The 24,483-nt window shown below is 70.5% G+C and carries 24 protein-coding genes; 14 read left to right on the forward strand and 10 right to left on the reverse strand.

The features are described 5' to 3' along the window. The first annotated feature begins 13 nt into the window (after nucleotides 1-13). From BLQ61_RS04355 to BLQ61_RS04380, 6 genes are read left to right on the forward strand one after another with little or no spacing between them, the layout of a single operon-like run. The gene (locus BLQ61_RS04355) at nucleotides 14-733 is read left to right on the forward strand and encodes an RraA family protein (protein ID WP_091567062.1); all 720 of its coding nucleotides are present in this window, start codon (nucleotides 14-16) and stop codon (nucleotides 731-733) included. A gap of 25 nt (nucleotides 734-758) precedes the next feature. Beyond that, nucleotides 759-1,766 (forward strand): Bug family tripartite tricarboxylate transporter substrate binding protein, encoded by a 1,008-nt coding sequence (locus BLQ61_RS04360; RefSeq protein WP_091567064.1) that lies wholly within the window; start codon nucleotides 759-761, stop codon nucleotides 1,764-1,766. Beyond that, a complete protein-coding gene (araD, locus tag BLQ61_RS04365; RefSeq protein WP_091567066.1) occupies nucleotides 1,763-3,511 on the forward strand; it encodes an L-arabinonate dehydratase in 1,749 nt (582 codons plus the stop codon). Before BLQ61_RS04360 ends, araD begins: the two co-directional genes overlap by 4 nt. 13 nt (nucleotides 3,512-3,524) lie before the next feature. After that, entirely contained in the window at nucleotides 3,525-4,487 is a 963-nt protein-coding gene (locus tag BLQ61_RS04370; protein ID WP_091567068.1) for an NAD(P)-dependent oxidoreductase, read from the forward strand. Further along, nucleotides 4,484-5,710 (forward strand): alpha-hydroxy acid oxidase, encoded by a 1,227-nt coding sequence (locus BLQ61_RS04375; RefSeq protein ID WP_091567070.1) that lies wholly within the window; start codon nucleotides 4,484-4,486, stop codon nucleotides 5,708-5,710. Before BLQ61_RS04370 ends, BLQ61_RS04375 begins: the two co-directional genes overlap by 4 nt. Nucleotides 5,711-5,729: 19 nt before the next feature. Then, nucleotides 5,730-6,725: a Bug family tripartite tricarboxylate transporter substrate binding protein gene (locus tag BLQ61_RS04380; protein WP_175488211.1), complete on the forward strand. Its 996-nt coding sequence runs from the start codon at nucleotides 5,730-5,732 to the stop codon at nucleotides 6,723-6,725. Between the two features lie 78 nt (nucleotides 6,726-6,803). Here BLQ61_RS04380 and BLQ61_RS04385 read toward each other — a convergent pair whose 3' ends face one another. Next, on the reverse strand, nucleotides 6,804-6,998 hold the full coding sequence (locus BLQ61_RS04385) for a hypothetical protein (RefSeq protein WP_139182710.1): 195 nt from the start codon (nucleotides 6,996-6,998) through the stop codon (nucleotides 6,804-6,806). A 247-nt stretch (nucleotides 6,999-7,245) separates the two neighbouring features. Between BLQ61_RS04385 and BLQ61_RS04390 the strand changes: the two genes are divergently transcribed. Next, nucleotides 7,246-7,452, forward strand: coding sequence for a dodecin family protein (locus BLQ61_RS04390; protein ID WP_091567076.1), 207 nt, complete (start codon nucleotides 7,246-7,248; stop codon nucleotides 7,450-7,452). 61 nt (nucleotides 7,453-7,513) lie between these two features. On the opposite strand, the gene BLQ61_RS04395 is transcribed toward BLQ61_RS04390, so the two are convergent. Further along, a complete protein-coding gene (locus BLQ61_RS04395) occupies nucleotides 7,514-10,441 on the reverse strand; it encodes a DNA topoisomerase III (RefSeq protein ID WP_091567079.1) in 2,928 nt (975 codons plus the stop codon). A 116-nt stretch (nucleotides 10,442-10,557) separates the two neighbouring features. On the opposite strand from BLQ61_RS04395, the gene BLQ61_RS04400 reads away from it, so the two are divergent. Genes BLQ61_RS04400 through BLQ61_RS04410 form a run of 3 tightly spaced genes read left to right on the forward strand, consistent with a single transcriptional unit; the run spans nucleotide 10,558 to nucleotide 12,678 of the window. Further along, entirely contained in the window at nucleotides 10,558-11,073 is a 516-nt protein-coding gene (locus BLQ61_RS04400; RefSeq protein ID WP_091567081.1) for an SET domain-containing protein, read from the forward strand. Beyond that, nucleotides 11,070-11,909: a biotin--[acetyl-CoA-carboxylase] ligase gene (locus tag BLQ61_RS04405; RefSeq protein WP_091567084.1), complete on the forward strand. Its 840-nt coding sequence runs from the start codon at nucleotides 11,070-11,072 to the stop codon at nucleotides 11,907-11,909. The genes BLQ61_RS04400 and BLQ61_RS04405 overlap by 4 nt, the downstream gene beginning before the upstream one ends. 4 nt (nucleotides 11,910-11,913) lie before the next feature. Beyond that, nucleotides 11,914-12,678 carry a sporulation protein gene (locus BLQ61_RS04410; protein ID WP_091567086.1) on the forward strand — a complete coding sequence of 255 codons (765 nt, stop codon included), beginning with the start codon at nucleotides 11,914-11,916 and terminating at the stop codon, nucleotides 12,676-12,678. 144 nt (nucleotides 12,679-12,822) lie between these two features. On the opposite strand, the gene BLQ61_RS04415 is transcribed toward BLQ61_RS04410, so the two are convergent. Both BLQ61_RS04415 and BLQ61_RS04420 read right to left on the reverse strand, forming a co-directional pair. Continuing rightward, nucleotides 12,823-13,749 (reverse strand): N-formylglutamate amidohydrolase, encoded by a 927-nt coding sequence (locus tag BLQ61_RS04415; protein ID WP_091567088.1) that lies wholly within the window; start codon nucleotides 13,747-13,749, stop codon nucleotides 12,823-12,825. A gap of 24 nt (nucleotides 13,750-13,773) precedes the next feature. Then, entirely contained in the window at nucleotides 13,774-14,739 is a 966-nt protein-coding gene (locus BLQ61_RS04420; RefSeq protein ID WP_091567090.1) for a Bug family tripartite tricarboxylate transporter substrate binding protein, read from the reverse strand. A 197-nt stretch (nucleotides 14,740-14,936) separates the two neighbouring features. Here BLQ61_RS04420 and BLQ61_RS04425 point away from each other — a divergent pair, with 197 nt between their 5' ends. Both BLQ61_RS04425 and BLQ61_RS04430 read left to right on the forward strand, forming a co-directional pair. Next, on the forward strand, nucleotides 14,937-15,872 hold the full coding sequence (locus tag BLQ61_RS04425; RefSeq protein WP_091567092.1) for a LysR substrate-binding domain-containing protein: 936 nt from the start codon (nucleotides 14,937-14,939) through the stop codon (nucleotides 15,870-15,872). A 269-nt stretch (nucleotides 15,873-16,141) separates the two neighbouring features. After that, the gene (locus tag BLQ61_RS04430; protein WP_091567093.1) at nucleotides 16,142-16,510 is read left to right on the forward strand and encodes a DUF4148 domain-containing protein; all 369 of its coding nucleotides are present in this window, start codon (nucleotides 16,142-16,144) and stop codon (nucleotides 16,508-16,510) included. Here BLQ61_RS04430 and BLQ61_RS04435 read toward each other — a convergent pair. The 3 genes from BLQ61_RS04435 to BLQ61_RS04445 all read right to left on the reverse strand — a co-directional run bounded on the left by BLQ61_RS04435 (nucleotide 16,504) and on the right by BLQ61_RS04445 (nucleotide 19,551). After that, entirely contained in the window at nucleotides 16,504-18,003 is a 1,500-nt protein-coding gene (locus BLQ61_RS04435) for a sensor histidine kinase (RefSeq protein WP_091567095.1), read from the reverse strand. The two genes, BLQ61_RS04430 and BLQ61_RS04435, sit on opposite strands and share 7 nt — an antisense overlap. Before the next feature lie 295 nt (nucleotides 18,004-18,298). Then, nucleotides 18,299-18,973, reverse strand: a complete 675-nt coding sequence (locus BLQ61_RS04440) for a response regulator (protein WP_091567098.1) — start codon at nucleotides 18,971-18,973, stop codon at nucleotides 18,299-18,301. A gap of 65 nt (nucleotides 18,974-19,038) precedes the next feature. Continuing rightward, nucleotides 19,039-19,551 carry a MarR family winged helix-turn-helix transcriptional regulator gene (locus BLQ61_RS04445; RefSeq protein ID WP_091567100.1) on the reverse strand — a complete coding sequence of 171 codons (513 nt, stop codon included), beginning with the start codon at nucleotides 19,549-19,551 and terminating at the stop codon, nucleotides 19,039-19,041. 151 nt (nucleotides 19,552-19,702) lie between these two features. Here BLQ61_RS04445 and recA point away from each other — a divergent pair, with 151 nt between their 5' ends. After that, nucleotides 19,703-20,857 (forward strand): recombinase RecA, encoded by a 1,155-nt coding sequence (gene recA / locus BLQ61_RS04450; RefSeq protein WP_091567102.1) that lies wholly within the window; start codon nucleotides 19,703-19,705, stop codon nucleotides 20,855-20,857. A 139-nt stretch (nucleotides 20,858-20,996) separates the two neighbouring features. Next, nucleotides 20,997-21,461, forward strand: coding sequence for a recombination regulator RecX (gene recX / locus BLQ61_RS04455; protein ID WP_091567104.1), 465 nt, complete (start codon nucleotides 20,997-20,999; stop codon nucleotides 21,459-21,461). A 99-nt stretch (nucleotides 21,462-21,560) separates the two neighbouring features. On the opposite strand, the gene BLQ61_RS04460 is transcribed toward recX, so the two are convergent. From BLQ61_RS04460 to BLQ61_RS04470, 3 genes are all read right to left on the reverse strand, one after another. Then, entirely contained in the window at nucleotides 21,561-22,235 is a 675-nt protein-coding gene (locus BLQ61_RS04460; RefSeq protein ID WP_091567106.1) for an anaerobic ribonucleoside-triphosphate reductase activating protein, read from the reverse strand. A 5-nt stretch (nucleotides 22,236-22,240) separates the two neighbouring features. Further along, the gene (gene nrdD / locus BLQ61_RS04465; protein ID WP_091567108.1) at nucleotides 22,241-22,435 is read right to left on the reverse strand and encodes an anaerobic ribonucleoside-triphosphate reductase; all 195 of its coding nucleotides are present in this window, start codon (nucleotides 22,433-22,435) and stop codon (nucleotides 22,241-22,243) included. A 135-nt stretch (nucleotides 22,436-22,570) separates the two neighbouring features. Further along, nucleotides 22,571-24,319, reverse strand: coding sequence for a ribonucleoside triphosphate reductase (locus BLQ61_RS04470; protein WP_091567109.1), 1,749 nt, complete (start codon nucleotides 24,317-24,319; stop codon nucleotides 22,571-22,573). Nucleotides 24,320-24,483 lie beyond the last annotated feature (164 nt).

The following is a 24,483-nucleotide window of genomic DNA, read 5'->3' on the forward strand; positions in this document are numbered from 1 at the left end:
ATCCCTGCCTGCCATGAGCCAAGTCCTCCCCTCCACACTGACCGCGCAACTGACCGACATCCTGACCTCGGTGGACACGCCCACCATCTGCAACGCGCTGGAGATCGTCACCGGCTCGCGCAGCGCCGAGGGCTTCACACGCGGCACCTTCGTCAGCGCCCACCCGCGCATGCGTCCCATCCTGGGCTTCGCGCGCACGGCCACGCTGCGCACGGCCGTCCCCTACACCGACCCGGCCGCCGTGCTCAAGGAGCGGCGCCTGCGCTGGTACGAGCACATCAGCGGCAGCGCGCAGCTGCCCACCATCTCGGTGATGCAGGACATCGATGACGAGCCCGGCCTGGGCGCGTTCTGGGGCGAGGTGCACAGCAACGTGCTCAAGGGCCTGGGCGTGCGCGGCGTGCTCACCAACGGCGCCATGCGCGACTTCGGCATGCTCGCCGAGGACTTCCAGATCCTGGCCGGCTGCATATCGCCCAGCCACGGCTTCGCGCAGATCGTGGACATCGCCGTGCCGGTGCAGGTGCATGGCCTGTCGATCCACGACGGCGACCTGCTGCACGCCGACGCCCACGGCGCCGTGCGCATCGAGCAGGACATGCTGCAGGCGCTGCCGCGCGCCATCGAGGTCATCACCGCCCGCGAGCGCCCGCTCATCGAGGCCTCCCGTCGCCCGGGCTTCGGCGTGGCGGACCTGCGCGCCGCCATGCGCGAGGCCGAAGACATCCATTGACCCCACAACGAAGGAGACAAGCACCATGCAACAGAACCCGTTTTCCCGCCGCGCCTGGCTGCGCGGCGCCGCAGGCAGCTGCCTGGCCCTGCCCCTTGGGGCCGGCTGGCTGGGCAGCGCCATGGCGCAGGCCGCAGCCTATCCATCGCGCGCTGTCAAGGCCGTGGTGCCTTATCCAGCGGGAGGCATGAGCGATGTCTCCAGCCGTGCGGTGCTCGAGCGCCTGTCGCGCGAACTGGGCCAGCCGGTGATCATCGAGAACAAGGCCGGCGCGGCCTCGACCCTGGCCAGCAACTGGTTCGCCAGCCAAGCGGCCGACGGCTACACGCTCTACGCGGCCCCGGTCTCCATCGTCATCAACCCGCTGCTGCAAAAAAGCGTGGGCTACGAGGCGCGGCGCGACTTCGTGCCCATCTCGATGATGATCAAGTCGCCTTTCGTGCTACAGGCCAACCCGCAGCTGAACGTCAGCAACATGAAGGAGCTGCTGACGCTGCTGCGCGCCAACCCCGACAAGTACGCCATTGGCAGCTCGGGGCCTGGCTCGATCAACCACCTCGCGGCCGAGTACTTCATGCGGGCCATGAACGTGAAGATGCAGGTGGTGCACTACCGCGGTGGCGCTCCGGCGGCGCAGGACCTGATGGGCGGCGTCATCCAGCTCATGTTCTCGGCCGCCAACGAGGCCGCCCCGCTGATTCGCGCCGGCCGCACCCGCGGCATCGCCGTCACCACGCGCCAGCGCCTGCCCATCCTGCCCGAGCTGCCCACCGTGGAGGAGGCAGCAGGCGTCGAAGGCTTTGAGGCCGTGTTCTGGCTGGCCCTCATGGCCCCGGCGAAGACGCCCGAGGATGTGCTGGCGCGCCTGCGCAGCGGCATGCAGGCAGTCGGCCAGGACAAGGCGCTGCGGGACAAGCTGGAAGGCCTGGGGGTGCAGCTGCAGACCTCGACAACGGCTCAGGTGCTGGCGGCCATGGACCGCGACGAAGCCCTGTGGAGCCGGATCATCCGCGAACAAGGGATCAAGGAATGACCACGCCCCGCAAGCCCGTCCGGCGCATGGCGGCCGAAGACCTGCGCAGCCACCGCTGGTTCGGCGCGCAGGACCTGCGCGCCTTCGGCCACCGCTCGCGCACCATGCAGATCGGCCTGGTCCGGGAGGACTTCGTCGGCAAGCCGGTCATCGGCATCGTCAACACCTGGTCCGACATCAACCCCTGCCACACGCACCTGCGCGAGCGGGCCGAGCAGGTCAAACGCGGCGTGTGGCAGGCCGGCGGCTACCCCGTGGAGCTGCCGGCCATCACGCTGGCCGAAACCATCCAGAAGCCCACCACCATGATGTACCGCAACCTGCTGGCGATGGAGACGGAGGAGCTGCTGCGCTCCTACCCCATCGACGGCGTGGTGCTGCTGGGCGGCTGCGACAAGACCACGCCGGCGCTGGTCATGGGCGCGACCAGCATGGGCCTTCCCACCATTTTCCTGCCGGCCGGGCCAATGCTGACGGCGCGCTGGCGCGGCCAGACGCTGGGCTCGGGCTCGGACCAGTGGAAATTCTGGGACGAGCGCCGCGCGGGCCGCATCACCGCCGAGGAGCATGCCGAGGTCGAGGGCAGCATCGCCCGCTCGCACGGCACCTGCATGACCATGGGCACGGCTTCCACCATGGCGGCGGTGTGCGAGGCGCTGGGCGTGTCGCTGCCCGGCTCTTGCAGCATCCCCGCGCCCGACTCGGGCCACATGCGCATGGCCGGTGAGTGCGGCAAGCGCATCGTCGAGATGGTCTGGGAGGACCTGCGCCTGGAGCACATCCTCACGCCCCAGGCCTTCGACAACGCCGCCACCACGCTGATGGCCAACGGCGGCTCGACCAACGCCCTCATCCACCTGGTGGCCATGGCCGGGCGCGCGGGCGTGGACTTCCCGCTGGAGCGCTTCAACGCCATCAGCGCGCGCACGCCGGTGCTGGCCAACGTGCGCCCGGTCGGGCAGGCCTATCTGATGGAGGACTTCCACTACGCGGGCGGCCTGCCGGCGCTGCTGGCGCAGCTCAAGGACCTGCTGCACCTGGACAGCCTGAACTGCAACGGCCGCACCCTGGGCGAGAACCTCGAAGGCGCGCGCATCTGGAACGAGGACGTGATCCGCACGCGCGACAACCCGGTCAAGGCCGACGGTGGCCTGGTGGTGCTCAAGGGCAACCTGGCACCCGACGGCGCCGTCATCAAGACCGGCGCCATGGACCCGCGTTACCTGCAGCACACCGGCCCCGCGCTGGTCTTCGACGACTACAACCACATGGCCTCGCTGATCGACCGCGACGACCTGGACGTGGATGAGAACACCGTGCTGGTGCTGCGCAACGCCGGCCCGCTGGGCGGCCCCGGCATGCCCGAGTGGGGCATGATGCCGCTGCCGCGCAAGCTGCTGCTGCGCGGCGTCAAGGACATGGTGCGCATCTCGGACGCACGCATGTCCGGCACCAGCTACGGCACCTGCGTGCTGCACGTGGCGCCCGAGAGTTGGGTCGGCGGGCCGCTGGCGCTGATCCGCACCGGCGACACCGTCACGCTGGACGTGCCGGCGCAGTTGTTGCACGTGCACCTGAGCGACGAAGAGCTGGCCGAGCGCCGCAGCGCCTGGCAGCCACCGCCGCCGCGCTTCGCGCGCGGCTACGGCAAGCTGGTGGTGCAGCACATCCAGCAGGCTGACAAGGGCTGCGACTTCGACTTCCTGACCGGCACCGCGCCCACCGCCGAGCCGGAAATCCACTGACAACGCCTCCACCATGCCCCACCTGCTGATTGCCAGGACCGTGCACGAAGACGGCCTGCGCCTGCTGCGCGAGCGCAGCGACTGGACCTTTACCTGCCTGGACAATGCCCCCGACCAGGAATTTGCCGAGCACCTGCCGCAGGCCGACGCCGTGGTGCTGCGCTACCGTCCGCTGGGACGCGCGCACGTGGAGCAGGCCCCGCGCCTGCGCTGCGTCTCGCGCCATGGGGTGGGCTACGACAGCGTGGATACCGCGGCGCTGCGCGAGCGCGGCATCGCGCTCGCCATCACGCCCAACGCCAACGCATCAGCCGTGGCCGAGCACGCCATGGCGCTGCTGCTGGCTGTGGCACGGCGCATTCCGCAGTGCCACGCCAGCGTGGCCGCCGGCCAGTGGGCGCAGGGCATCGGCGCGCAGCCGTTCTTCGAGCTGGAGGGCAAGCAGGCGCTGGTCGTCGGCGCAGGCCGCATCGGCCGCGCCATGGCCACGCGGCTGCAAGGCTTTGGCATGGCGGTGCGATGCTTCGACCCCTTGCTGCCCGCCGGCGCGCCCCTGCCGGCGGGCTGCGAGCGCGCCGAGGCGCTGGCGCCGGCGCTGGCCGAGGCCGACGTGGTCAGCCTGCATGTGCCGGCCACGCCAGCCACGCTTGGCCTGGTGGACCCGCTGGCCTGCAAGCGCGGGGCGATCCTGTTGAACACGGCGCGTGGCGGCGTCGTGGACATGCAGCGCCTGCACACGGCGCTGCGCACCGGGCACCTGTATGGCGCGGGTACGGACGTGTTCGACACCGAGCCCGTGCCCGCGGGCCATCCGCTGCTGGCCGAGCCGGCGCTGGTGGCCACGCCCCACGTAGCCTCGCTCAGCGATGGCGCGCTGCGGCGCATGGCGCAGGAGTCGGTGCAGAACGTGCTGGATTTCTTCGACGGCAGGCTGCAGACCGGGGCCGCGGTCGACCTGCGGGCAGGCGCCGCATGAGCATGCTGCTGTCCACCGCCGACTACGAGCGCGCCGCGCGCCGCCGCCTGCCCCGCTGCGTGCACGGCTTCGTGCTGGGCGGCACCGAGGACGGCGCCTCGCTGCGCGAGAACCGCCGCGCCTTCGACGACTGGCAGTTCGTGCCGCGCGGGCTCAACGACGTCAGCCAGCGCCACACCCGCGCCACGCTGTGGGACACCGAATACGCCATGCCCGTGGGCCTGGCGCCCACCGGCCTGACGGCGCTGGTGGCGCACGACGGCGATCTGGCGCTGGCGCGCGCGGCCCAGGCGGCGGGCGTGCCCTTCATCATCAGCGGCTCCTCCAGCGTGCCGCTGGAGGAGCTGATGCAGGCGGCCCCTGGCAGCTGGTACCAGGCTTACTTTCCGGGCGACCGCGAGCGCATCGGGCGCATCGTGCAGCGCCTGCAGGCGGCCCGGGTGCGGACGCTGGTGGTCACCATGGACACCTGCGTCGCCGCCAACCGCGAGAACAATGCGCGGCTGCACTTCAACATCCCGTTCCGGCTCACGCCGCGCCTGCTGCTGGACGGCGCGCTGCACCCGCGCTGGAGCCTGGGCGTGCTCCTGCGCTCGCTGGCCACGCGCGGCGTGCCGCGCTTTGCCAACCTGTACGAGGAAATCGGCACGCCCATCACGGTCGAGCCCCCGCAGGGCTTTCGCACCGGCCGCGACCAGCTCACCTGGGACGACATGGCCTGGCTGCGCCAGCGCTGGGACGGACGGCTGGTGATCAAGGGCGTGCTGCACCCGCAGGACGCGCAGCGGGCGCTGGACATCGGCGCCGACGCGCTGATCGTCTCCAACCACGGCGGGCGGCAGCTGGACGGCACCGTCGCCCCGCTACACGCCCTGCCAGCCATCGCCCAGGCGGTGGGCCACGCCCTGCCCATCCTGCTGGACGGGGGCGTACGCCGCGGCACCGACGTGCTCAAGGCCCTGGCCCTGGGTGCGCGCTTCGTCTTCGTGGGCCGCCCGACGCTGTGCGGCCTGGCCGTGGGCGGCGTGGAGGGCGTGCGCGACGTGCTGGCGCTGCTGCAGCAGGAAATCGACCGCGATCTGGCGCTGCTGGGCTGCGCGGCACCCGATGCCGTGCATGCTGGGCTGCTGCGCCCCCACCCCCGGGCGCAGTGGCCGCACCCGCAGACCTGGCGCCCGGATGCCGGGGATGCCGGCGTCGCACCAGCAACCGGGAATCCATGAGACCTACAGGAGACACACGATGACAGAACCCCGTCTGGCAACGAACCGACGCCAGTGGCTGCGGAGCGCTGGCGCGCTGGCCTGCCTGCCGCTGGCCACCCGCGCCCAGGACAGCGCCTGGCCCGCCAAACCCCTTACCTACATCGTGCCGTACGCGCCGGGCGGGGGCACGGACGTGGTGGCGCGCATCCTGGGCCCCCACATGGGGCAGGTGCTGGGCCAGCCCATCGTGGTGGTGAACAAGGCCGGTGCCGGCGGCAACATCGGCGCGGCCGCCCTGGCGCAGGCGGCGCCGGACGGCTACACCATCGGCGGCGGCTCCATCGCCTCGCACGCCATCAACGGCAACCTGTACACCAGCATGCCCTACGACATGGTGCGCGACTTCACGCCCATCACCGTGGCCGGCACCATGCCCAACCTGCTGATCGTGCAGGCGGACACACCCTACCGGTCGGTGGCCGACCTGGTGCGCGCCGGCAAGGGTTCGGGCAGCAAGCTGTCCTACGCCTCGGCGGGCAACGGCACCTCGCAGCACTTGTGCATGGAGCTGTTCAAACTGCAGTCAGGCATGGACGCGGTGCATGTGCCCTACAAGGGTGCCGGCCCGGCGCTGCAGGCCGTGATGTCCGGCGAAACACAGTGCAGCTTCGAGAACCTGGCCGTGGCGGCGCCCCAGCTGGCCAGCGGGCGCATCCGAGCCTTGGCCATCACCAGCCCGCAGCGCATGCCGGCATGGCCTTCGGTCCCAACGGTGGCCGAGTCCGGTTACCCGGGGTTCGAGGTGACTTCCTGGCAGGCCCTGTTCGCCCCCGCCGGGCTGCCGCAGCCGCTGCTGGCGCGCTTGAACGCTGCAGCGGTGGCCGCCCTGGAGCAGCCGCGCACGCGCGAGCGCTTCGCCACCCTGGGCATGGACGTCACGCCGATGACGCCGCAGCAGGCCCGCGCCTTCCAGCGCGCCGAGGTGGACAAGTGGGCGAAGGTGATCCAGGCGACCGGTCTGACGCTCGGTTGACGCCGGCGTCGCGGTGCGCAAGTGGGCCGCGCGGCGCGTTCGCAGCGGCTGCGACAGGGGCGCCGAGGCCCCGGAGCCTCAGCGCGAGCGTTGCGCGCCGACGTTCACGTCCACCGTGCCGAACACGGTCACGCCGCCTTCGCTCGCCGGCTGCTGGCCGGACCCGTGGGCGGGCTGGCCCCGGGGCAGGTCGCTGCAGCCGGCCAGCGCCAGCGCCAGCAGCAGGCCGGCCGCGACGGCGGCGCGCGTCGTGGATGGATATGCAGGAGTCATGGATTCGCCTCTCGTACGGTGGGAGCGTTGCACGCAGCGCACGCTGTCGCGCAGTGCCAGGCCCACAGCCTGCCCGAAGGGGCTGCGCCGTGGGCGAGAAAGGGTGAAAAAGTCCGCAGTCGCCGCAGGCCTCGGCTCAGGCCCACCGCAGCTCCTGCCTACCGGATTGCCTTGTCTTGTCCCACAGCGCCGGCCGGCCCACGGCTCCTAGGATGGACGTTTTCACCCGCCATGAAAGGAGCTTCCCATGAGCATCGCCAAGGTCGTAGAGATCAGTTCCACCAGCAACAAGAGCTTCGAGGAAGCCATCGAGAACGGCATCCGCAACGCCTGCAAGGACGCCTCCAGCGTGCGCGGCGCGTGGATCAAGGAGCAGAAGGTGACGGTGGAAGGCGGCCGCATTGCCGCCTACCGTGTGAACATGCAGGTGACGTTCGTCGAGAACGCCGCCTGACCGCGCGGCGCACCTGGGTGCGCAAGGGCGGGCCGCCACGGCGGCCCGCTTTTTTTGCACCTTACGCCAGGTGCTGCCCCAGGATGCCCGCCAGTTCGAACATGCCGATGCGGTCCTTGCCCAGCACGGCGCGCAGCCGGTCGTCGGCGACGATGGTGCGCTTGTCCTGCGGGTCCTGCAGGTTCTGCGCCTTGATGTAGTCCCAGACCTTTTTCATGGCCTCGGTGCGTGCCACCGGATCGGGGCCGATGACGGCAGCCAATGCAGCGCTGGGCGTCTTGCCGGCCGCGGTGCTGGGCTTGCGCGGGGTCTTGGCGGCGGCCGCCTTCTTGGCCGCCGGTTTCGCGGCTTTGTTGGCCGCGGCCCCTGTCCTGGCTGCGCCGGCAGCTGCTGTTTTGGTAGCAGCGGCCGTCTTGCGCGCCGGGTACTTGCTGTCGCGCTGCTCGAACTCGAAGTTCACCTTGCCCGCCGCCGCGTCCCAGGCCAGGTGCGCCTTGAACGGGCGGCGCGTGCGCATGCTAACGAACTTGTCCAGCAGGTCGGTCTTGCCGGTGGCCAGCAGCTTGCTCATCTGCGCACGCTCCACCGGCTGCTGCAGGATGACCTTGCCGCTCTTGAAGCCGCACGACGGCACTGGCTGCTGCGCGGTGGGCACGGCGCGGCTGCAGACGTAATTGGCGCCGTGTTCGTACACCGGGGCGCCGCAGACCGGGCAGGCACCCAGGCTGTCCTGGCCGGCAAAGTCCACCAGCTCGCCACTGGCGGCGGCGTCGGCCGTGTCGTCGCCGAAGTCGAACTCCAGCTTGTGCTGGCCGCTTTCCTCATCGCGCACGATGGCCACCTCGGCCGTGAACGGCCAGCCGGCCTTGGAGCGGAAACCCTCCAGCGGGCCGATGCGCCGCTCGCGCAGCAGCGCCTCGGCCTCGGCCGTCTCGAAGGTGCGCCCGGCGGGCGACTTGGTGAAGGAGAAGCCGCAGCCCTCGCTGCTGCCCGCCGCGCCGGTGCAGGCATAACGGCGGTAGTTTTCCTTGACCACGCCGCCGCAATCGGGGCAGGGCGACTGCAACGTGGCGTAGTCGCCGGGGATGCTGTCGCGGTCGTATTCCTTGGCCTTGCGGACGATCTTTTCCGTCATGGCCTGGATCTGCTGCATGAACGCCTCGCGCGGCAGCTCGCCGCGCTCCATCTGCGCCAGCTTGTATTCCCACTCGCCGGTCAGTTCGGCGCGCGACAGCTCGTGCACGCCCAGCCCCCGCAAGAGCGTCATCAGCTGGAAAGCCTTGGCCGTGGGAATCAGCTCGCGGCCCTCGCGCAGCATGTATTTCTCGGTGATCAGCCCTTCGATGGTGGCGGCGCGCGTGGCCGGGGTGCCCAGGCCTTTTTCCTGCATGGCGCCGCGCAGCTCCTCGTCCTCGACCTGCTTGCCGGCCGACTCCATCGCGCCCAGCAGCGTGGCTTCGCTGTAGCGCGCGGGCGGCTTGGTCTTCAGGGCCTTGGGGTCCACGGTCTCGGCCAGCGGGCGCTCACCAGGGCGCACGGCCACCAGCGGCTGGCCCTTCTCGCCGTCCTTGCCGCCGTCGGTCTCGGCGGCGGCCTCCTTGCCGTAGATGGCCAGCCAGCCCGGCTTGACCAGCACCTTGCCGTCGGTGCGGAAGGCATGCTGTGCAACACGGCTGATGCGCGTGGTGACCAGGTACTCGGCGCTGGGGAAGAACACCGCCAGGAAGCGGCGCACTACCAGGTCGTACAGCTTTTGCTCGGCCTCGGACAGGCCGCTGGGCGCCTGCGTGGTCGGGATGATGGCGAAGTGGTCGCTGACCTTGCTGTTGTCGAACACGCGGCGGGTTGCACGCACGTAGTCCTCGTCGATGGCCTGTTGCGCATACGGTGCCAGGTGGCGCATGCCGCTGGTGGCCAGCATGGCGAAGGTGTTTTTCGCCACCGGCAGATAGTCCTCGGGCAGCGCGCGCGAGTCGGTCCGCGGATAGGTCAGCGCCTTGTGGCGCTCGTACAGCGACTGCGCCAGCGCCAGCGTGGTCTTGGCCGAGAAGCCGAAGCGGCCGTTGGCCTCGCGCTGCAGGCTGGTCAGGTCGAACAGCAGGGGCGAGGCCTGGGTGGTGGGCTTGGCCTCCTCGGTGACCGTGGCCGGCTGGCCGCGCACGGCGTCCGCGATGCGCTGCGCATCGGCGCGCGACCACAGGCGGTCGGCGCGCGCCTCGGGGTCGTCGCTCTTCTTCCACTGCGGGTCGAACCACTTGCCCAGGTACTGGCCGGCTTCGGCCGCGAAGCCGGCGTGCACCTCCCAATAGTCGCGCACGACGAACTTGCGGATCTTTTCCTCGCGCTCCACCACCAGCGACAGCGTGGGCGTCTGCACCCGGCCGACGGTCGTCAAAAAGAACCCGCCGCCCTGGGAGTTGAACGCCGTCATGGCGCGCGTGCCGTTGATGCCGACCAGCCAGTCGGCCTCGCTGCGGCTGCGCGCGGCGTCGGCCAGGCCGCGCATCTGCGCGTCGCTCTTCAAATTGGCGAAGCCGTCGCGGATGGCCTGCGGCGTCATGCTCTGCAGCCACAGGCGGCGCACCGGCTTGCCCAAACCGCCCTTGGCGCCGCCGGCGTACTGCTCGATCAGGCGGAAGATCAGCTCGCCCTCGCGGCCCGCGTCGCAGGCGTTGACGAGCTCCGTCACGTCCTTGCGCTTGGCCAGCTTCACCACCGCGTTCAGGCGGCTCTTGGTCTTGTCCACCGGCTTCAGGTCGAAGTACGGCGGGATCACCGGCAGGTGGGCGAAGCTCCACTTGCCGCGCTTGACGTCGAATTCCTCGGGCGCCTGGATCTCCACCAAGTGGCCCACGGCGCTCGTGACCACATAGCGCTCGTTCTCGAAATGGTCCTCGTGCTTGTCGAATTTGCCCGCCACGGGGGTCAGCGCCCGCACGATGTCCTGCGCCACCGAGGGCTTCTCTGCGATTACCAGCGTCTTGCTCATGCTTCGTTTTTTCGGTCGTTTTCCGGGTGCGGCCGTTCTCTACAATGGCCGCCTTCGTGCGCGCACGCACGCGCACCTGTGTGCATATTCACGCTAACAGAGTTTTTTCAAACCCCATGCCCCGCCCGTCCCAAGCCCTTTCCCCGAGCGCCGCCGGGCGGCGCATCCAGACCCGGCGCTCGGGCGTGCACGGCAAGGGCGTGTTCGCGCTGCAGGCCATCGCCGAGGGCGAGGTGATCATCGAGTACACCGGCGAGGTCATCACCTGGGACGAGGCGCAGGCGCGCCACCCGCACGACCCGGCGCAGCCCAACCACACCTTCTATTTCCACGTCGACGAGGACCGGGTGATCGACGCCAATGTCGGCGGCAACAGCGCGCGCTGGATCAACCACAGCTGCAACCCCAACTGCTGGGCCGATGAGCGGGATGGCCGCATTTTCATCACCGCGCTGCGCAACATCGCCGCCGGCGAGGAGCTGAACTACGACTACGGCCTGATCATCGAGGAGCGCTACACCAAGAAGCTCAAGGCCGAGTATCCCTGCTGGTGCGGCGCGCGCAACTGCCGCGGCACGCTGCTGGCGCCCAAACGCGGCTGGTCGCCGCCCGGCCCGCGCGAGGGCGCATGAAGGCCCTCATCCCCACCTGGCCCGCCGAGGACATCTGGCAGCAGGTCGAGCCGGTGCTGCCGGGCTTTTCCGTCGAGGTGCTGGCCAGCGTCGATTCGACCAGCAGCGAGCTGATGCGCCGCGCGCGCGACGGCCGCCTTGACCCCACGCTGCTGGTCGCCGAGACCCAAACCGCCGGGCGCGGCCGCCTGGGCCGGCAGTGGAAGAGCAGCGCCGCCTACGAGGGCACCGGCGTGGTGCCGGCGCTGACCTTTTCCCTGGGCCTGATGCTGGCGCCGCAGGACTGGTCCGGACTGTCGCTGGCCGTTGGCGTGGCGGTGGCCGAGTCGCTCGACCCCACGCCGGCCGGCGCCGCGCCGCGCATCCGCCTGAAATGGCCCAACGACCTGTGGCTGGACGGCGACCGCAAGCTCGGCGGCATCCTGGTCGAGACCGCCACCTTCACCGCCGGAGCGCAGGCCCCGGGCGCAGCGCGCTACGTGGTGGTGGGCGTGGGCCTGAACGTGCTGCCGGTGCTGGCCGAAGGCCTGACCACGCCGCCCGGCTGCCTGCGCGAGCTGGACACACGCCTGACCGCGCCCCGCGCGCTGCAGCAGCTGGCGGCGCCGCTGGTGCACACGCTGCTGGGTTTCGCCACGCACGGCTTCGCGCCGTTTCAGCCGCGCTTCGCCCGGCGCGACGCGCTGGCCGGGCGCGAGGTGACGCTGAGCAACGGCCAGGCTGGCAGTGCGCATGGCGTGGGCGACGACGGCGCGCTGCTGGTGCACACCCCGGGCGGCATGCAGGCCATCACCAGCGCCGACCTGAGCGTGCGCCCGCGCGCCGGCACCTCTTGATCCCATGCTGCGCCTGGTTGTCCTCGTGCTGCTGCTGGCCAATGCCGGCTACTACGCCTGGAGCGCCGGGCTGCTGCGCTCCCTGGACCTGGGCCCGGAGAGCGTGAGCGAGCCGCAGCGCCTGCGCGAGCAGATCGCCCCCGAGCGGCTGCAGCTGACCCCGCTGCCGCCGCCTACGGGGACAGGCACTGCACCGGAGCCCGCCCCCAGCCCTGCCCCTGCGCCGGAGCCCGCCGCCCCGCCGCAAGCGCCGCCGGCTTCCAGCCCGGCGCCGGACGCCGCTCCTGGCGCATCCGCCCAGCGCGACAGTGCCGCTGCGGCGCAGCCCGGCACCTGCCTGCAGGCCGGGGTGTTCGACGCGCGCCAGGCCGAGGCGCTGCGCACCGCGCTGGCCGACTGGCCGGCGGGCAGCTGGCAGTTGGAAGACACCACCATCGCCGGGCGCTGGATGGTCTACATGGGGCGCTTTCCCGACGAAGACATCGTGGCGCGCAAGCGCGCCGAGCTACGCACGCTGAAAGTCGCCTACGACCGCCCGAGCGCGGCGCTGGAGCCGGGCCTGTCGCTGGGGCGGTTTTCCAGCGAGGAAGCCGCCCGGCGCGGTCTGGCGCAACTGGCCACGCAGGGCGTGCGCACTGCGCGCGTGGTGCAGGAGCGTGCCGACGCGCCCGGCCACATCCTGCGCCTGCCCGCCGCCACGCCGGCGCAGCGCGCGCGGCTGGAGCGCGACGCGGCGCTGTCCGGGCGCACCCTGCGGCCCTGCGGCTGACAGGCCGGCAGGGCGCCCCGCGTCATCGCTTTTTTGGATGAAAAGTGCCGCAGGCCCATATGGATCATGGGCCTGCAGCTATTGAAAACGTAGCAATCGCGCTGCCGTGCCGGCCCGCTCGGGCGGGCCCGCCGGCGCGGTGCCTCACACGCCGCGCGGGTCGGTCCGCAGCAGCAGCTGCACCAGTTCGCGCAGGTCGCGCTGCAGCCGCTCGAAGCCCGGCGGCCTGATCTCCAGCGTCTGCTCGTCCATGTACAGGCCGCGGTTGATCTCCAGCTGGATGCTGTGGCGGTCCTGTTGCGGGCGGCCGTAGCGGCGCACCAGCTCCACGCCCTTGTAGGGGTGGTTGTGGTCCACGCTGTAGCCGCGCCCGCGCAGGAAGTCGACGATGCGCTGCGACAGCGCCGCGCTGGCGGTGCTGCCGTCGCGGTCGCCGACGACGAAGTCGGCGTGCGCCAGGCCCGGGTGCAGCGTGGCGTGGCTGCCCGCCACCGCCGGCATCGAGTGGCAGTTCAGGTGGATGCTGTAGCCGTGGCGCGCGTGCGCCGCGTCAATCTCGGCGGCCACCGCCGCGTGGTAGGGCTTCCAGCAGCGCTCGATGCGCGCGCGCACCTCATCCACCGTCAGCCGGCGGTCGTAGATGGGCTGGCCGTCGTCGGTGTATTTCCACACCAGGCCCTTGCCCAGGCGCACTTTTTGCAGCACCACCGGGTCGGCGGTGATCTCGTGCGGCCAGGGCGCGTCCAGCAGCGTGTCGTCCAGCTCGGTGGTGTCGCGGTTGGCGTCCAGGTAGATGCGCGGGAAATGCGCCTCGACCCAGCCCACGCCCAGCGCCGGCGCGAAGCCGTACAGCTTCTCGACATGCGTGTCCTCGGCGCGGCGCAGCACCGGCAGCTGCAGCGCGGCGCGGAAGTCCTCGGGGTAGGTGGTGCCGCTGTGCGGCGAGTCCAGCACCAGCGGCGTGCGGCCGGGGATGCGCGTGACCATGCACGCCGGCGCAGTGCCGCCACCGGCCGCGCCCGGCTCGGGCTGGCAGTGGCGGGCAGAGATGACTTTCAGTACCGCTTCCATAGGCGCGTTCCCGGTCGTGGGGTGTCAGTCGAGCTGGATCTTGGCATAGGCCGCGACCTGCTTCATCTTGGCGATCTCGCGCTCGATCTGCGCCGAGAACTCGGCCGGCGTGGTGCCCGAGGCGTACAGCCCCTGCGCCGCCAGGCGGTCGCGCACCGCCGGCTCGGCCAGTGCCTGCGCCACTGCCTGCTGCACGCGCTGCACCTGCGCGGCCGGGGTGGACTTGGGCGCCACCAGGCCGAACCAGGAGGCGTCGTTGGCCTGCTTGTAGCCCAGCTCGGCATAGGTCGGCACGTCGGGCAGCACGTCCAGGCGCGCGTCCCACGACACCGCCAGGGCCTTGAGCTTGCCGGCCTTGACGTGTGGCAGCGACGAGGCCACCTGGTCGAAGTACACCGGCACCTGCCCGCCCAGCACGTCGTTGATGGCCGGGCCGGCGCCGCGGTAGGGGATGTGCACCATGCTGGTGCCGGTGGCGCTCTTGAACAGCTCGCCCCACATGTGGCCGATGGTGCCCGCGCCCGGCGTGGCGTACTCGACCTTGCCGGGGTGCGCCTTCAGGTACTGCACCAGTTCCTGGAAGCTGTTCACCGGCAGCACCTTGGGGTTGACCACCAGGATGCCCGGCGCCTTGACGATCTCGGTCACGCCGGCGAAGCCCTGGATGGGGTCGTAGGGCAGCTTCTTCAGCACCGCCGGGTTCACGCCGTGCGTGGACAGCGTGGCCACGCCGAAGGTCAGGCCGTCGCTGGCGCGCGCCACGTCGGCCATGCCGATGGAGCCACCGGCGCCGGCCTTGTTCTCGATGATCACCGGCTGGCCCAGGATGCGCTGCAGCGGCTCCTGCAGCGAGCGGCCGGCGATGTCGGTGGCGCCGCCCGGCGGGAAGGGCACGACGATGCGCAGGGGCTTGGTGTTGTCCTGCGCGAAACTCATTCCGGACACTACACAGGTGACGGCCAGGGTGGCCAGCAGTTTGCGCCGCATCATGGGCTCGCTCCTTGCAATTTGTAATAGGGAAGCCGCAAGATAAACCACCGCGCCCGCCCTGCCAAGCAACGGCTGGTCCACTTATCATTCCATGCTGGAATGTTTTGACCCCGATCGCTCAGGGTGAACCCGCATTCGGCGCGCTCCGATGCCTTGGTGCGCCGCCCGGAGCGGGCCGGCCCTTTGAGCACCACGCCATGAATCCACCTCCCTCCACGCTGGCCATCATGCGCCGGCTGCAGCCGCCGCTGCACCTGCTGCGCGCCTTCTGCACGGTGGTGCGCTTCGGCGCCGTGTCGCGCGCCGCCGAGGCGCTGCACCTGACGCAGAGCGCCGTCAGCAAGCAGGTGCAGGAGCTGGAGCGCTGGGTCGGCGTGCCGCTGTTCGAACGCAGCCGCCGGCGCCTGACGCTGACGCCCGCCGGCGAGCGCTACGAGCAGGCCGTGTCGGCGCTGCTGGCGCGGCTGGAGGCGGCGACGCTGGAGCTGATCGCCAGCGGCGAGGACGGCGGCGCGCTGCACCTGTCGGTGCTGCCCACGCTGGCCGCGCGCTGGCTGATCCCGCGCCTGCCGCAGCTGCGCGCCCGGCATCCGCAGCTGACGCTGCACTTCGTGCCCTACGTGCAGGGCTACGATTTCCGCAGCCCGGAGCTGGACTGCTCCATCCTGTTCGGCGACGGGCACTGGCCCGGCGCGCGCGCGCACTACCTGACCGGGCGCGACGTGGCGCTGATCGCCCCGCGCGCCGGCATGGCCGCGCAGGCGCCGCCGGCCAGCGCCGACGAAGTGGCCAGCCATACCCTGCTGCGCCACGTCAGCGTGCCTGGCGCCTGGCAGCACTGGGCGCAGGCGCACAGCGTGGCCGGCATCGACCCGCTGGTGGGCCCGCAGTTCGACCAGTTCGAGACCATCATCCGCGCCGTCTCGGTCGGCATGGGGCTGGCGCTGGTGCCGCGCTGCTTGGTGCACGACGAGCTGCGCGCCGGCGTGGTGACCGAGCCGCTGCCCGGCGGCGGCTACACCAGCGACCAGGGCTACTGGCTGTGCTACCCGCAGGCGCGGGCGCAGCTGGCGTCGCTGGTGCGCTTTCGCGACTGGCTGCTATCGCTGGCGGCCGAGGATCTCCCGTCCTGACCGGAGCTTCCGAAGCAAATCGGCCAATGGCCCTTGTGCATCAAGGGCCGGCAGCTATGAAAAACGTAGTTTCCGCCTGGACCCGCCACGCTCCCCCTGGCGCCCGTGCGCGTGCCGCGGCGTATGTCAGTGCGCTTCCTGCGTTGCCGCGCGGCGCCCCGCACGCAGGTGGGCAAAAGCGTGGGGCGCTGTCTCACAGGCGGCGGCAGGTGGCGGGGTTCAGATGCAGGTGTCGTTTCCGATTCAACCAACTCGAAAGGAACCACCTCATGACAACGACTTTCCGTACCGCCCTGTCCATCGCCGCCTTCGCCGGTGCCTCTCTTGCCATGTCCGCCCACGCCGTGGATCTGGGCCCGGGCGAGGCCTGGGGCAGCCAGATGACGCAGATGCAGACCCAGCAGGGCTCGGCCCTGTCGCGCGCCGAGGTGCAGGCCGACATGGCGCTGTGGCAGGACGCCGGGCTGCAGGCCGTGAATGCGGGCGAGGCCCCGACCCTGTCCTCCGACACCTACCAGGAACGCCTGGCCGACTACCAGCAGATGCGCAGCGGCCCGCAGTACGTCGCCGAAGTGCGCAGTCTGGGCGGCAACGTCGACATGGCCGCCTGGCAGCCTGCCGTGCTCTACGTCTATTGATCCGGACGCGGCGCCAGCGCCTCGTCCCGGCCCTCGCCCGCCAGCGGCCGCTCCTGCCGGCCGCTGGCGGGAAAACGCAGGCTGAACCGCGCCCCGGGCATTGCTGCGCCGGGGCGCACGTCGTCCACCCGCACCTCGGCGCCGTGCTGACGGGCGATCTCGCGCACGATGGGCAGGCCCAGACCGGAGCCGTCGGCATCGGTGCCCAGCGCGCGGTAGAACGGCTGGAAGATCAGGTCGCGCTCAGATTGCGGCACGCCCGGGCCGCTATCCTCGATCTGCAGCAGCAGCACCCGCCCGAAGGTGTCGGGCAGCAGCCGTGCGGTGACCATGCCCGGCCGCTGCTGGCTGGACGGGGTGTAGTTGATGGCGTTGTCCAGCAGGTTGCGCGCCAGCTCGTGCAGCAGCACCGGGTTGCCGTCCACCACCACGCCGCGCGTGCCCGGCCCCGGGCCTTCGTACCCCAGGTCGATGTGCTTGTGCAGCGCGTGCGGCACGGCGTCCTGCACCACGTCGATGACCAGCTGCGCCAGGTCCACCGACTGGTGCTGCAGCGCAGTGGCGCCACCCTCGGCGCGCGCCAGCGCCAGCAGCTGGTTCACGGTGTGCGTGGCGCGGATCGACGAGCGCTCGATCTGCTGCAGCGAGCGCTTCAGCTCCTCGGTGCTGGTGCCCTCGCGCTGCGCCAGGTCGGCCTGCATGCGCAGCCCGGCCAGCGGTGTTTTCAGCTGGTGCGCGGCGTCGGCCAGGAAGCGCTTTTGCGTCGCCATCGACTCGTGCAGCCGGCGCAGCAGGTCGTTGACCGAGTCCACCAGCGGCGCCACCTCCAGCGGCACGGCGCGCACGTCCAGCGGCGACAGGTCCTCGGGCTTGCGCGCACGGATGCGCTCTTCCAGCAGGTGCAGCGGCTTGATGCCGCGGGCGAGGGCCAGCCACACCAGCAGCACCGCCAGCGGCAGGATGACGAACTGCGGCAGCATCACGCCCTTGATGATTTCGGTGGCCAGCACGCTGCGCTTGGTGCGCGTCTCGGCCACCTGCACCAGCGCCGCGGGCGCGCCCGGCAGCGGCACGCGCACCCAGATGTAGGCCACGCGGATGCCGATGCCGCGCAGCTCGGCGTCGCGCAGGCGCACCTCGGAGGAGCTGGCCTTTTCCTCGGGCGGCGGGGGCGGCAGGTCGCGCTCGCCGGCCAGGTATTTGCCGGACGGCGCCAGCACCTGGAAATACACGAAGTCGGACTCGTCGGCGCGCAGCAACTCGCTGGCCGGCTGCGGCAGGCTGAAGTCCACCTGCCCGCCGCGCACCGTGACGAACTGCGCCAGTGCATGCGCGTTGTATTCCAGCGCCCGGTCGAACGGCTTGTTCGCCAGCCCCTGCGCCACCAGCCAGGTCAGCGCCAGACTCACCGGCCACAGCAGCAGCAGCGGGGTGAGCATCCAGTCCAGGATCTCGCCGAACAGGGAGCGCTGCTCGCGCCGGAAGAGGGTCACGACCGCCGCCGCGAATTTGAATGAAAACCGCCTCCAGCCCTTATGCAATAAGGGCGTTTAGCTATCTTTTTTTCAACATCTCCAGCGCTGCGCAGGTACGCCATGGGCACACCCGGACCAGTCGTTTTACCTACCCGTCCTGCCCAGGAAGCTGCTGCCAGTTGATCGTGCCCGCCTCCTGCCACCAGCCACCGTGCAAGGGCCACCCCGCCGCACCGGTGGCGTCCCCCCTCCCGCCGCGCTGCGCGCGGCGAGAGAGGGGGGAAGGAGCGCAGCGACACAGGGGGGTGTCCCCTTAATCCGCGATCTTTTCCAGGCAATACCCCAGCCCGCGCACCGTGGCGATGCGGATCGGGCCGCGCTCGATCTTCTTCCTGAGCCGGTGGATGTAGACCTCGATGGCGTTGTTGCTGACTTCCTCGCCCCACTCGCACAGGCGCTCGACCAGCTGCTCCTTGGACACCAGCCGGCCGGCGCGCTGCAGCAGCACCTCCAGCAGCCCCAGCTCGCGCGCCGACAGCTCGACCAGCTTGCCGTCGATGGTCGCCACGCGCCCGGCCTGGTCGTAGGTCAGCGGGCCATGGCGGATGGCGCTGCTGGTGCCGCCCATGCCGCGGCGCGTCAGCGCGCGCACCCGCGCCTCCAGCTCCTGCAGCGAAAACGGCTTGGCCATGTAGTCGTCGGCGCCCAGGTCCAGGCCCTTGACGCGCTCCTCGATGCCGTCGGCGGCGGTGAGGATCAGCACCGGCAGCGCCGAGCCGCGCCCGCGCAGGCGCTTGAGCACCTCCAGGCCGTGCATCTTGGGCAACCCCAAGTCCAGGATCAGCAGGTCGAACTCGGTGTTGGTCATCAAGGCGGCATCGACCTCGGTGCCGCTGGCCACGTGGTCCACCACCGCGCCCGAGCCGCGCAGGCTGCGCAGCAGGCCATCGGCCAGGACCTGGTCGTCTTCGGCGATGAGGATGCGCATGAACGTGTCTCCGCTGTGCAGGCGGCCGCGTCGGTGTGCGCGGCTCGTGGGGGGTGGGGCAAATTCTAGGCGGGCGCGCCGTCGCCGCCGGCGTAGGCCTCCAGGCCGAGCGCGACCACGGTGGCCACGTCTTCGCCGACCTCGGCGCGGAACTCGGCCTCGGCCTGCGCCACCGCCTGGCGGAAGGCCTCGCGCCAGGACAGGCCCAGGGGCGTGTAGCGCACGATGCGCGCGCGCGCATCGTGCGGGTCCGCCTCGCGCGTGACCAAGCCCCAGGCGGTGCACTGGTCGATCAGCGCGGCCATGGACTGCTTGGCCATGCCGGCGCGCGCCGCCAGGTCGGTGATGCGGTCGCCGCGCGGCGACAGGTGGCGCGTCAGGTGCACGTGCGCCGCGCCGACCTGCTCGCGCGCGGCCAGGTTGGACAGCGCCAGCGGCGCCTCGGCGCTGCGCGCCATCAGCTGCAGCACGCGTGCGTCGAAGCGCCGCATGGCATGGCCCAGCAGGCGGCCCAGGTGGGTCTGGCGCCAGTCGTCGTCGTGTGCCTGAGGGCTGTGGAAGGGGTCGGGATCGGGCATGGCTTATTGTCAGGCAAACTGACCAATAAATCATTGAAATGACCTGAACCCGTCCCTACACTACTGTTCAAGTATCCAGTTGGACTGCACCGATGCCGGGTGGCGGGACTGGAGAAAACCGTTGAAGTTTTCCTTTTTCAGGAGCCGTTTCATGAACGCAACCGCCACCCAGACCCCCGCCGCCAACAGCGAAAAGGCCAAGGCCCTGCAGGCCGCCCTCGCGCAGATCGAAAAGCAGTTCGGCAAGGGCACCATCATGCGCCTGGGCGAGGGCGAGGCCATCGAGGACATCCAGACCGTCTCTACCGGCTCGCTCGGGCTGGACATCGCCCTGGGCGTCGGCGGCCTGCCGCGCGGCCGGGTGATCGAGATCTACGGGCCGGAAAGCTCGGGCAAGACCACGCTGACCCTGCAGGTCATCGCGCAGATGCAAAAGCTCGCCGGCCAGTGCGCCTTCGTCGACGCCGAGCACGCGCTGGACGTGCAGTACGCGCAAAAGCTCGGCGTGAACCTGTCCGACCTCTTGATCAGCCAGCCCGACACCGGCGAGCAGGCGCTGGAGATCGTCGATAGCCTGGTGCGCTCGGGCGCCGTGGACCTGATCGTCATCGACTCGGTCGCGGCGCTGACCCCGAAGGCCGAGATCGAGGGCGACATGGGCGACCAGCTGCCCGGCCTGCAGGCGCGCCTGATGAGCCAGGCGCTGCGCAAGCTCACCGCCACCATCAAGAAGACCAACTGCACGGTCATCTTCATCAACCAGATCCGCATGAAGATCGGCGTGATGTTCGGCAGCCCCGAGACCACGACGGGCGGCAATGCGCTGAAGTTCTACGCCTCGGTGCGCCTGGACATCCGCCGCATCGGCACCATCAAGAAGGGCGACAACCCGATCGGCAATGAGACGCGCGTCAAGGTGGTGAAGAACAAGGTCAGCCCGCCGTTCAAGACGGCCGAGTTCGACATCCTGTTCGGCGAGGGCATCTCGCGCGAGGGCGAGATCATCGACATGGGCGTGAACGAGCGCATCGTCGAGAAGAGCGGCGCTTGGTACGCCTACAACGGCGAGAAGATCGGCCAAGGCCGCGACAACGCGCGCGAGTTCCTGCGCGAGAACCCGGCGCTGGCGCGCGAGATCGAGAACAAGGTCCGGGCCAGCCTGGGCATCACCCTGCTGCCGGCCGTGGCCGCCCAGCCCGTGGCCGATGAGTCCGACGCCGCCGCTCTGGCCGCCGAGGACAAACCGGCGCCCACGCCGCGCGGCCGTGGCAAGGCTGCCGACAAGGCCGAGGACGTGCTGCTGTAAGGCTGAGCCACAGCCGCCGCAGGGCCTTCGCGCCCTGCACCGGGCGGCGCGACCAAAGCGCCGCCCGGTTGTTCCCCTCTCGCCAGCGCCTGCCCTCGTGCAGGCGCTGGCGTTTCGGCAATCGGGAGATGCAAGCGCCATGGGATTTCAGAAACTCTCGCTCAAGGGCCGCGCGCTGCGCCTGCTGGCCCAGCGCGAGCACTCGCGCAGCGAACTGCAGACCAAGCTGGCGCGCCACGTGCAGGAGGGCGAGGACCTGCAGGCCGTGCTCGACGAGCTGCAGGCCAAGGACTTCATCAACCCGCAGCGCGTGGCCGAGTCGGTGCTGCACCGGCGCGCGCCGCGTCTGGGCGCCCAGCGCGTGCTGCAGGAGCTGCGCGGCAAGGGCCTGGACGAGGAGCTGGTGCGCGCCGCCGCCGCGCAGCTGCAGGACACGGAGTACGAGCGCGCGCTGGCCGTGTGGCGCCAGCGCTTCGGCAGCGCGCCGCCAGCGGACACGCCGCAGGAGCGCGCGCGGCAGATGCGCTTCCTGGCGGCGCGCGGCTTCGCCGGCGACGTGGTGCGCCGGGTGCTGCGGCACGGGCATGACGAGCCGCAGGACTGACGCCCAAACGGATGGCGCAGCGGTTATTGACATTAAAACCGCCTCCAGCCCATATGGAAAAACGGCCTTCAGCTATCAATATGATAGTGAGTCGGTGGTTCAATCCCCGCGCAGCTCGAACCGCGCGAAGCGTTCCTGCACGCCCTGCAGCACCGCCTGCGCGTCGCCGCGCCAGGGTGGCAGGCCTGGCAGCGTGCAGCGCTGCAGTGCCCAGTGGCGCACGCCCAGGTCGGCCAGCCGGGTGGCCAGCGCGCGCAGCGCGGCGGCGTCGAACAGGGCCGGGTGCCAGGTGGTCCGGCATTCGAAGGCCGTGGCGCCGTCCAGCAGCCGCTGCAGCGACTGCCAGGCGCGCGCGCCGCTGCCCGGGGTGCGGGTGATGGCGTCGTAGTGCCGCGGCAGGGCCTTGATGTCCAGTCCCACCCAGTCCAGCAGCGGCAGCGCCGCCGCCAGGCGCTGTGGGTACATGCCGCCGGTGTGCAGCGCGGTGGCGAAGCCCAGCGCGCGCACCTGCGCCAGCGCCTGGGGCAGTGCCGACTGCGCCAGCGGCTCGCCGCCGGAGAACGCCACGCCGTCCAGCAGGCCACGGCGGCGGCGCAGGAAGTCCAGCACCGCCGGCCAGTCCAGCGCGCCGGGGCGGGCGGCGTCGAGCAGCCCGGGGTTGTGGCAATAGCCGCAGCGCCAGGGGCAGCCCTGGCAGAAGACCACCGCCGCCAGCCGGCCGGGAAAGTCGATGCTGGTCCAGCGCGTCAGCCCGCCCACGCGCAGCGCGGCCATGCCGGTCAGCGGCCGGGCGCCTGGAAGAAGCGGCGCTCGGCGTGCTCGCCCTGCTTGCCGATGTTGAAGCTGGCCACCGGCCGGTGGTAGCCCATGACGCGGGTCCAGACCTCGCACGGCTGGCGCTCGGCATCGGTCAGCTGCACGGCGTCGGCCAGGGGCTGGCGGGCGGCGGATTCGGAAGGGGCGGGGTGGCGCATGGTGGTGGCTCCTAAGGTTGGGGGAAAAAACCGGTTGCGAGGCGGTAGCCGATGCGCCGCCAGCGCTTTGTTTTTGATAGCTGCAGGCCCTTGCTTTGCAATGGCCGGACACGCTTTTGGCTGAAATCCCGGCGCTCAGGCCGGCTGCGCCTCGGGCTGGTGCTGCTGCTGGCGCTTGCGCTGCAGCCGCTCCTCGTCGCAGCGCGGGCAGAAGGCGTGCTCGCCGGCCAGGTAGCCGTGCGTGGGGCAGATGGAGAACGTCGGCGTGACGGTGATGTAGGGCAGGCGGAACTGCGTCAGCGCCCGGCGCACCAGGTCGCGGCAGGCGGCGCTGCTGGCCAGGCGCTCGCCCATGTACAGGTGCAGCACCGTGCCGCCGGTGTACTGGCCCTGCAGCTGCTGCTGGCGCGCCAGCGCCTCGAACGGGTCGTCGGTGAAGCCCACCGGCAGCTGCGAGCTGTTGGTGTAGTAGGGGCGCTCGGCCGTGCCGGCCTGCAGGATGTGCGGCCAGCGCTTCCTGTCTTCCTTGGCGAAGCGGTAGGTGGTGCCCTCGGCGGGCGTGGCCTCCAGGTTGTACAGGTGGCCGGTCTGCTCCTGGAACTGCACGATGCGCGCGCGCACGTGCTGCAGCAGGCGCAGGGCCAGGGCGTGCCCCTGGTCGCTGGTGATGTCGTGCGCGTCGTGCGTGAAGTTGCGGATCATCTCGTTCACGCCGTTCACGCCCAGGGTCGAGAAGTGGTTGCGCAGCGTGCCCAGGTAGCGCCGGGTGTAGGGGAACAGGCCCTGGTCCATCAGCTGCTGGATCAGCGCGCGCTTGGTCTCCAGGCTGCGCTGGCCCAGCTCCAGCAGCCGGTCCAGCGCCGCCAGCAGGCCGGGCTCGTCCCCGGCGTGCAGGAACCCCAGCCGCGCGCAGTTGATGGTGACCACGCCCAGGCTGCCGGTCTGCTCGGCGCTGCCGAACAGGCCGTTGCCGCGCTTGAGCAGCTCGCGCAAGTCCAGCTGCAGCCGGCAGCACATGGAGCGCACCATGTGCGGCGACAGCTCGGAGTTGATGAAGTTCTGGAAGTAGGGCAGGCCGTACCTGGCCGTCATCTCGAACAGGGCGGCAGCGTTCTCGCTGTCCCAGGGGAAGTCGGGCGTGATGTTGTAGGTCGGGATAGGGAAGGTGAACACGCGCCCCCGGGCATCGCCCGTGGTCATCACGTCGATATAGGCGCGGTTGATGGTGTCCATCTCGGCCTGCAGCTGGCCGTAGGTGAAGGGCATCTCCACGCCGCCGACCACCGGTACCTGCTCGCGCAGGTCTTCCGGGCAGGTCCAGTCGAAGGTCAGGTTGGTGAAGGGCGTCTGCGTGCCCCAGCGCGAGGGCACGTTCAGGTTGTAGACCAGCTCCTGCATGCACTGGCGCACGGCGGCGTAATCCATCCCGTCCTTGCGCACGAAGGGCGCCATGTAGGTGTCGAACGACGAGAACGCCTGCGCGCCGGCCCACTCGTTTTGCAACGTGCCCAAAAAATTCACGATCTGCCCCACGGCCGAGCCCATGTGCTTCGGGGGACTCGCCTCGACCTTGCCCGGCACGCCGTTCAGGCCCTCGTGCAGCAGCGTGCGCAGCGACCAGCCGGCGCAGTAGCCGCTGAGCATGTCCAGGTCGTGGATGTGCAGGTCGCCATTGCGGTGCGCATCGCCGATCTCGGGCGCATAGACGTGCGACAGCCAGTAGTTGGCCGTGACCTTGCCGGCCATGTTCAGGATCAGCCCGCCCAGCGAATAGCCCTGGTTGGCGTTGGCGTTGACGCGCCAGTCGGCGCGGGTGAGGTACTCCTCGACCGTCGGAAGGACCTCGACGATGGCGGACTTACATGGCTCGGGGGATGGCGGCATGGAAACACCTGAAACACTACATATGGTGTTCACCATACCTTCCAAACACTACTGGTAGTTTGATCCGGCGCAAACCCGGATGGCCCGGCCAAAAAAACAGCCGGCACGCTGGCCGGCTGAAAGCAAGGCTGCCCTGGTGGGCCCTGCCGATGGAAACACGGGAT

The sequence above is a fragment of the Oryzisolibacter propanilivorax genome (assembly GCF_900103645.1).
GTDB lineage: Bacteria > Pseudomonadota > Gammaproteobacteria > Burkholderiales > Burkholderiaceae_C > Melaminivora > Melaminivora propanilivorax.

Excerpts from the sequence above, each read along its gene's own strand:
- BLQ61_RS04355 (WP_091567062.1), top strand. The coding sequence starts at position 14 with ATGAGCCAAGTCCTCCCCTCCACACTGACCGCGCAACTGACCGACATC.
- BLQ61_RS04360 (WP_091567064.1), top strand. The coding sequence starts at position 759 with ATGCAACAGAACCCGTTTTCCCGCCGCGCCTGGCTGCGCGGCGCCGCA.
- araD (WP_091567066.1), top strand. The coding sequence starts at position 1,763 with ATGACCACGCCCCGCAAGCCCGTCCGGCGCATGGCGGCCGAAGACCTG.
- BLQ61_RS04370 (WP_091567068.1), top strand. The coding sequence starts at position 3,525 with ATGCCCCACCTGCTGATTGCCAGGACCGTGCACGAAGACGGCCTGCGC.
- BLQ61_RS04375 (WP_091567070.1), top strand. The coding sequence starts at position 4,484 with ATGAGCATGCTGCTGTCCACCGCCGACTACGAGCGCGCCGCGCGCCGC.
- BLQ61_RS04380 (WP_175488211.1), top strand. The coding sequence starts at position 5,730 with ATGACAGAACCCCGTCTGGCAACGAACCGACGCCAGTGGCTGCGGAGC.
- BLQ61_RS04385 (WP_139182710.1), bottom strand. The coding sequence starts at position 6,998 with ATGACTCCTGCATATCCATCCACGACGCGCGCCGCCGTCGCGGCCGGC.
- BLQ61_RS04390 (WP_091567076.1), top strand. The coding sequence starts at position 7,246 with ATGAGCATCGCCAAGGTCGTAGAGATCAGTTCCACCAGCAACAAGAGC.
- BLQ61_RS04395 (WP_091567079.1), bottom strand. The coding sequence starts at position 10,441 with ATGAGCAAGACGCTGGTAATCGCAGAGAAGCCCTCGGTGGCGCAGGAC.
- BLQ61_RS04400 (WP_091567081.1), top strand. The coding sequence starts at position 10,558 with ATGCCCCGCCCGTCCCAAGCCCTTTCCCCGAGCGCCGCCGGGCGGCGC.
- BLQ61_RS04405 (WP_091567084.1), top strand. The coding sequence starts at position 11,070 with ATGAAGGCCCTCATCCCCACCTGGCCCGCCGAGGACATCTGGCAGCAG.
- BLQ61_RS04410 (WP_091567086.1), top strand. The coding sequence starts at position 11,914 with ATGCTGCGCCTGGTTGTCCTCGTGCTGCTGCTGGCCAATGCCGGCTAC.
- BLQ61_RS04415 (WP_091567088.1), bottom strand. The coding sequence starts at position 13,749 with ATGGAAGCGGTACTGAAAGTCATCTCTGCCCGCCACTGCCAGCCCGAG.
- BLQ61_RS04420 (WP_091567090.1), bottom strand. The coding sequence starts at position 14,739 with ATGATGCGGCGCAAACTGCTGGCCACCCTGGCCGTCACCTGTGTAGTG.
- BLQ61_RS04425 (WP_091567092.1), top strand. The coding sequence starts at position 14,937 with ATGAATCCACCTCCCTCCACGCTGGCCATCATGCGCCGGCTGCAGCCG.
- BLQ61_RS04430 (WP_091567093.1), top strand. The coding sequence starts at position 16,142 with ATGACAACGACTTTCCGTACCGCCCTGTCCATCGCCGCCTTCGCCGGT.
- BLQ61_RS04440 (WP_091567098.1), bottom strand. The coding sequence starts at position 18,973 with ATGCGCATCCTCATCGCCGAAGACGACCAGGTCCTGGCCGATGGCCTG.
- BLQ61_RS04445 (WP_091567100.1), bottom strand. The coding sequence starts at position 19,551 with ATGCCCGATCCCGACCCCTTCCACAGCCCTCAGGCACACGACGACGAC.
- recA (WP_091567102.1), top strand. The coding sequence starts at position 19,703 with ATGAACGCAACCGCCACCCAGACCCCCGCCGCCAACAGCGAAAAGGCC.
- recX (WP_091567104.1), top strand. The coding sequence starts at position 20,997 with ATGGGATTTCAGAAACTCTCGCTCAAGGGCCGCGCGCTGCGCCTGCTG.
- BLQ61_RS04460 (WP_091567106.1), bottom strand. The coding sequence starts at position 22,235 with ATGGCCGCGCTGCGCGTGGGCGGGCTGACGCGCTGGACCAGCATCGAC.
- nrdD (WP_091567108.1), bottom strand. The coding sequence starts at position 22,435 with ATGCGCCACCCCGCCCCTTCCGAATCCGCCGCCCGCCAGCCCCTGGCC.
- BLQ61_RS04470 (WP_091567109.1), bottom strand. The coding sequence starts at position 24,319 with ATGCCGCCATCCCCCGAGCCATGTAAGTCCGCCATCGTCGAGGTCCTT.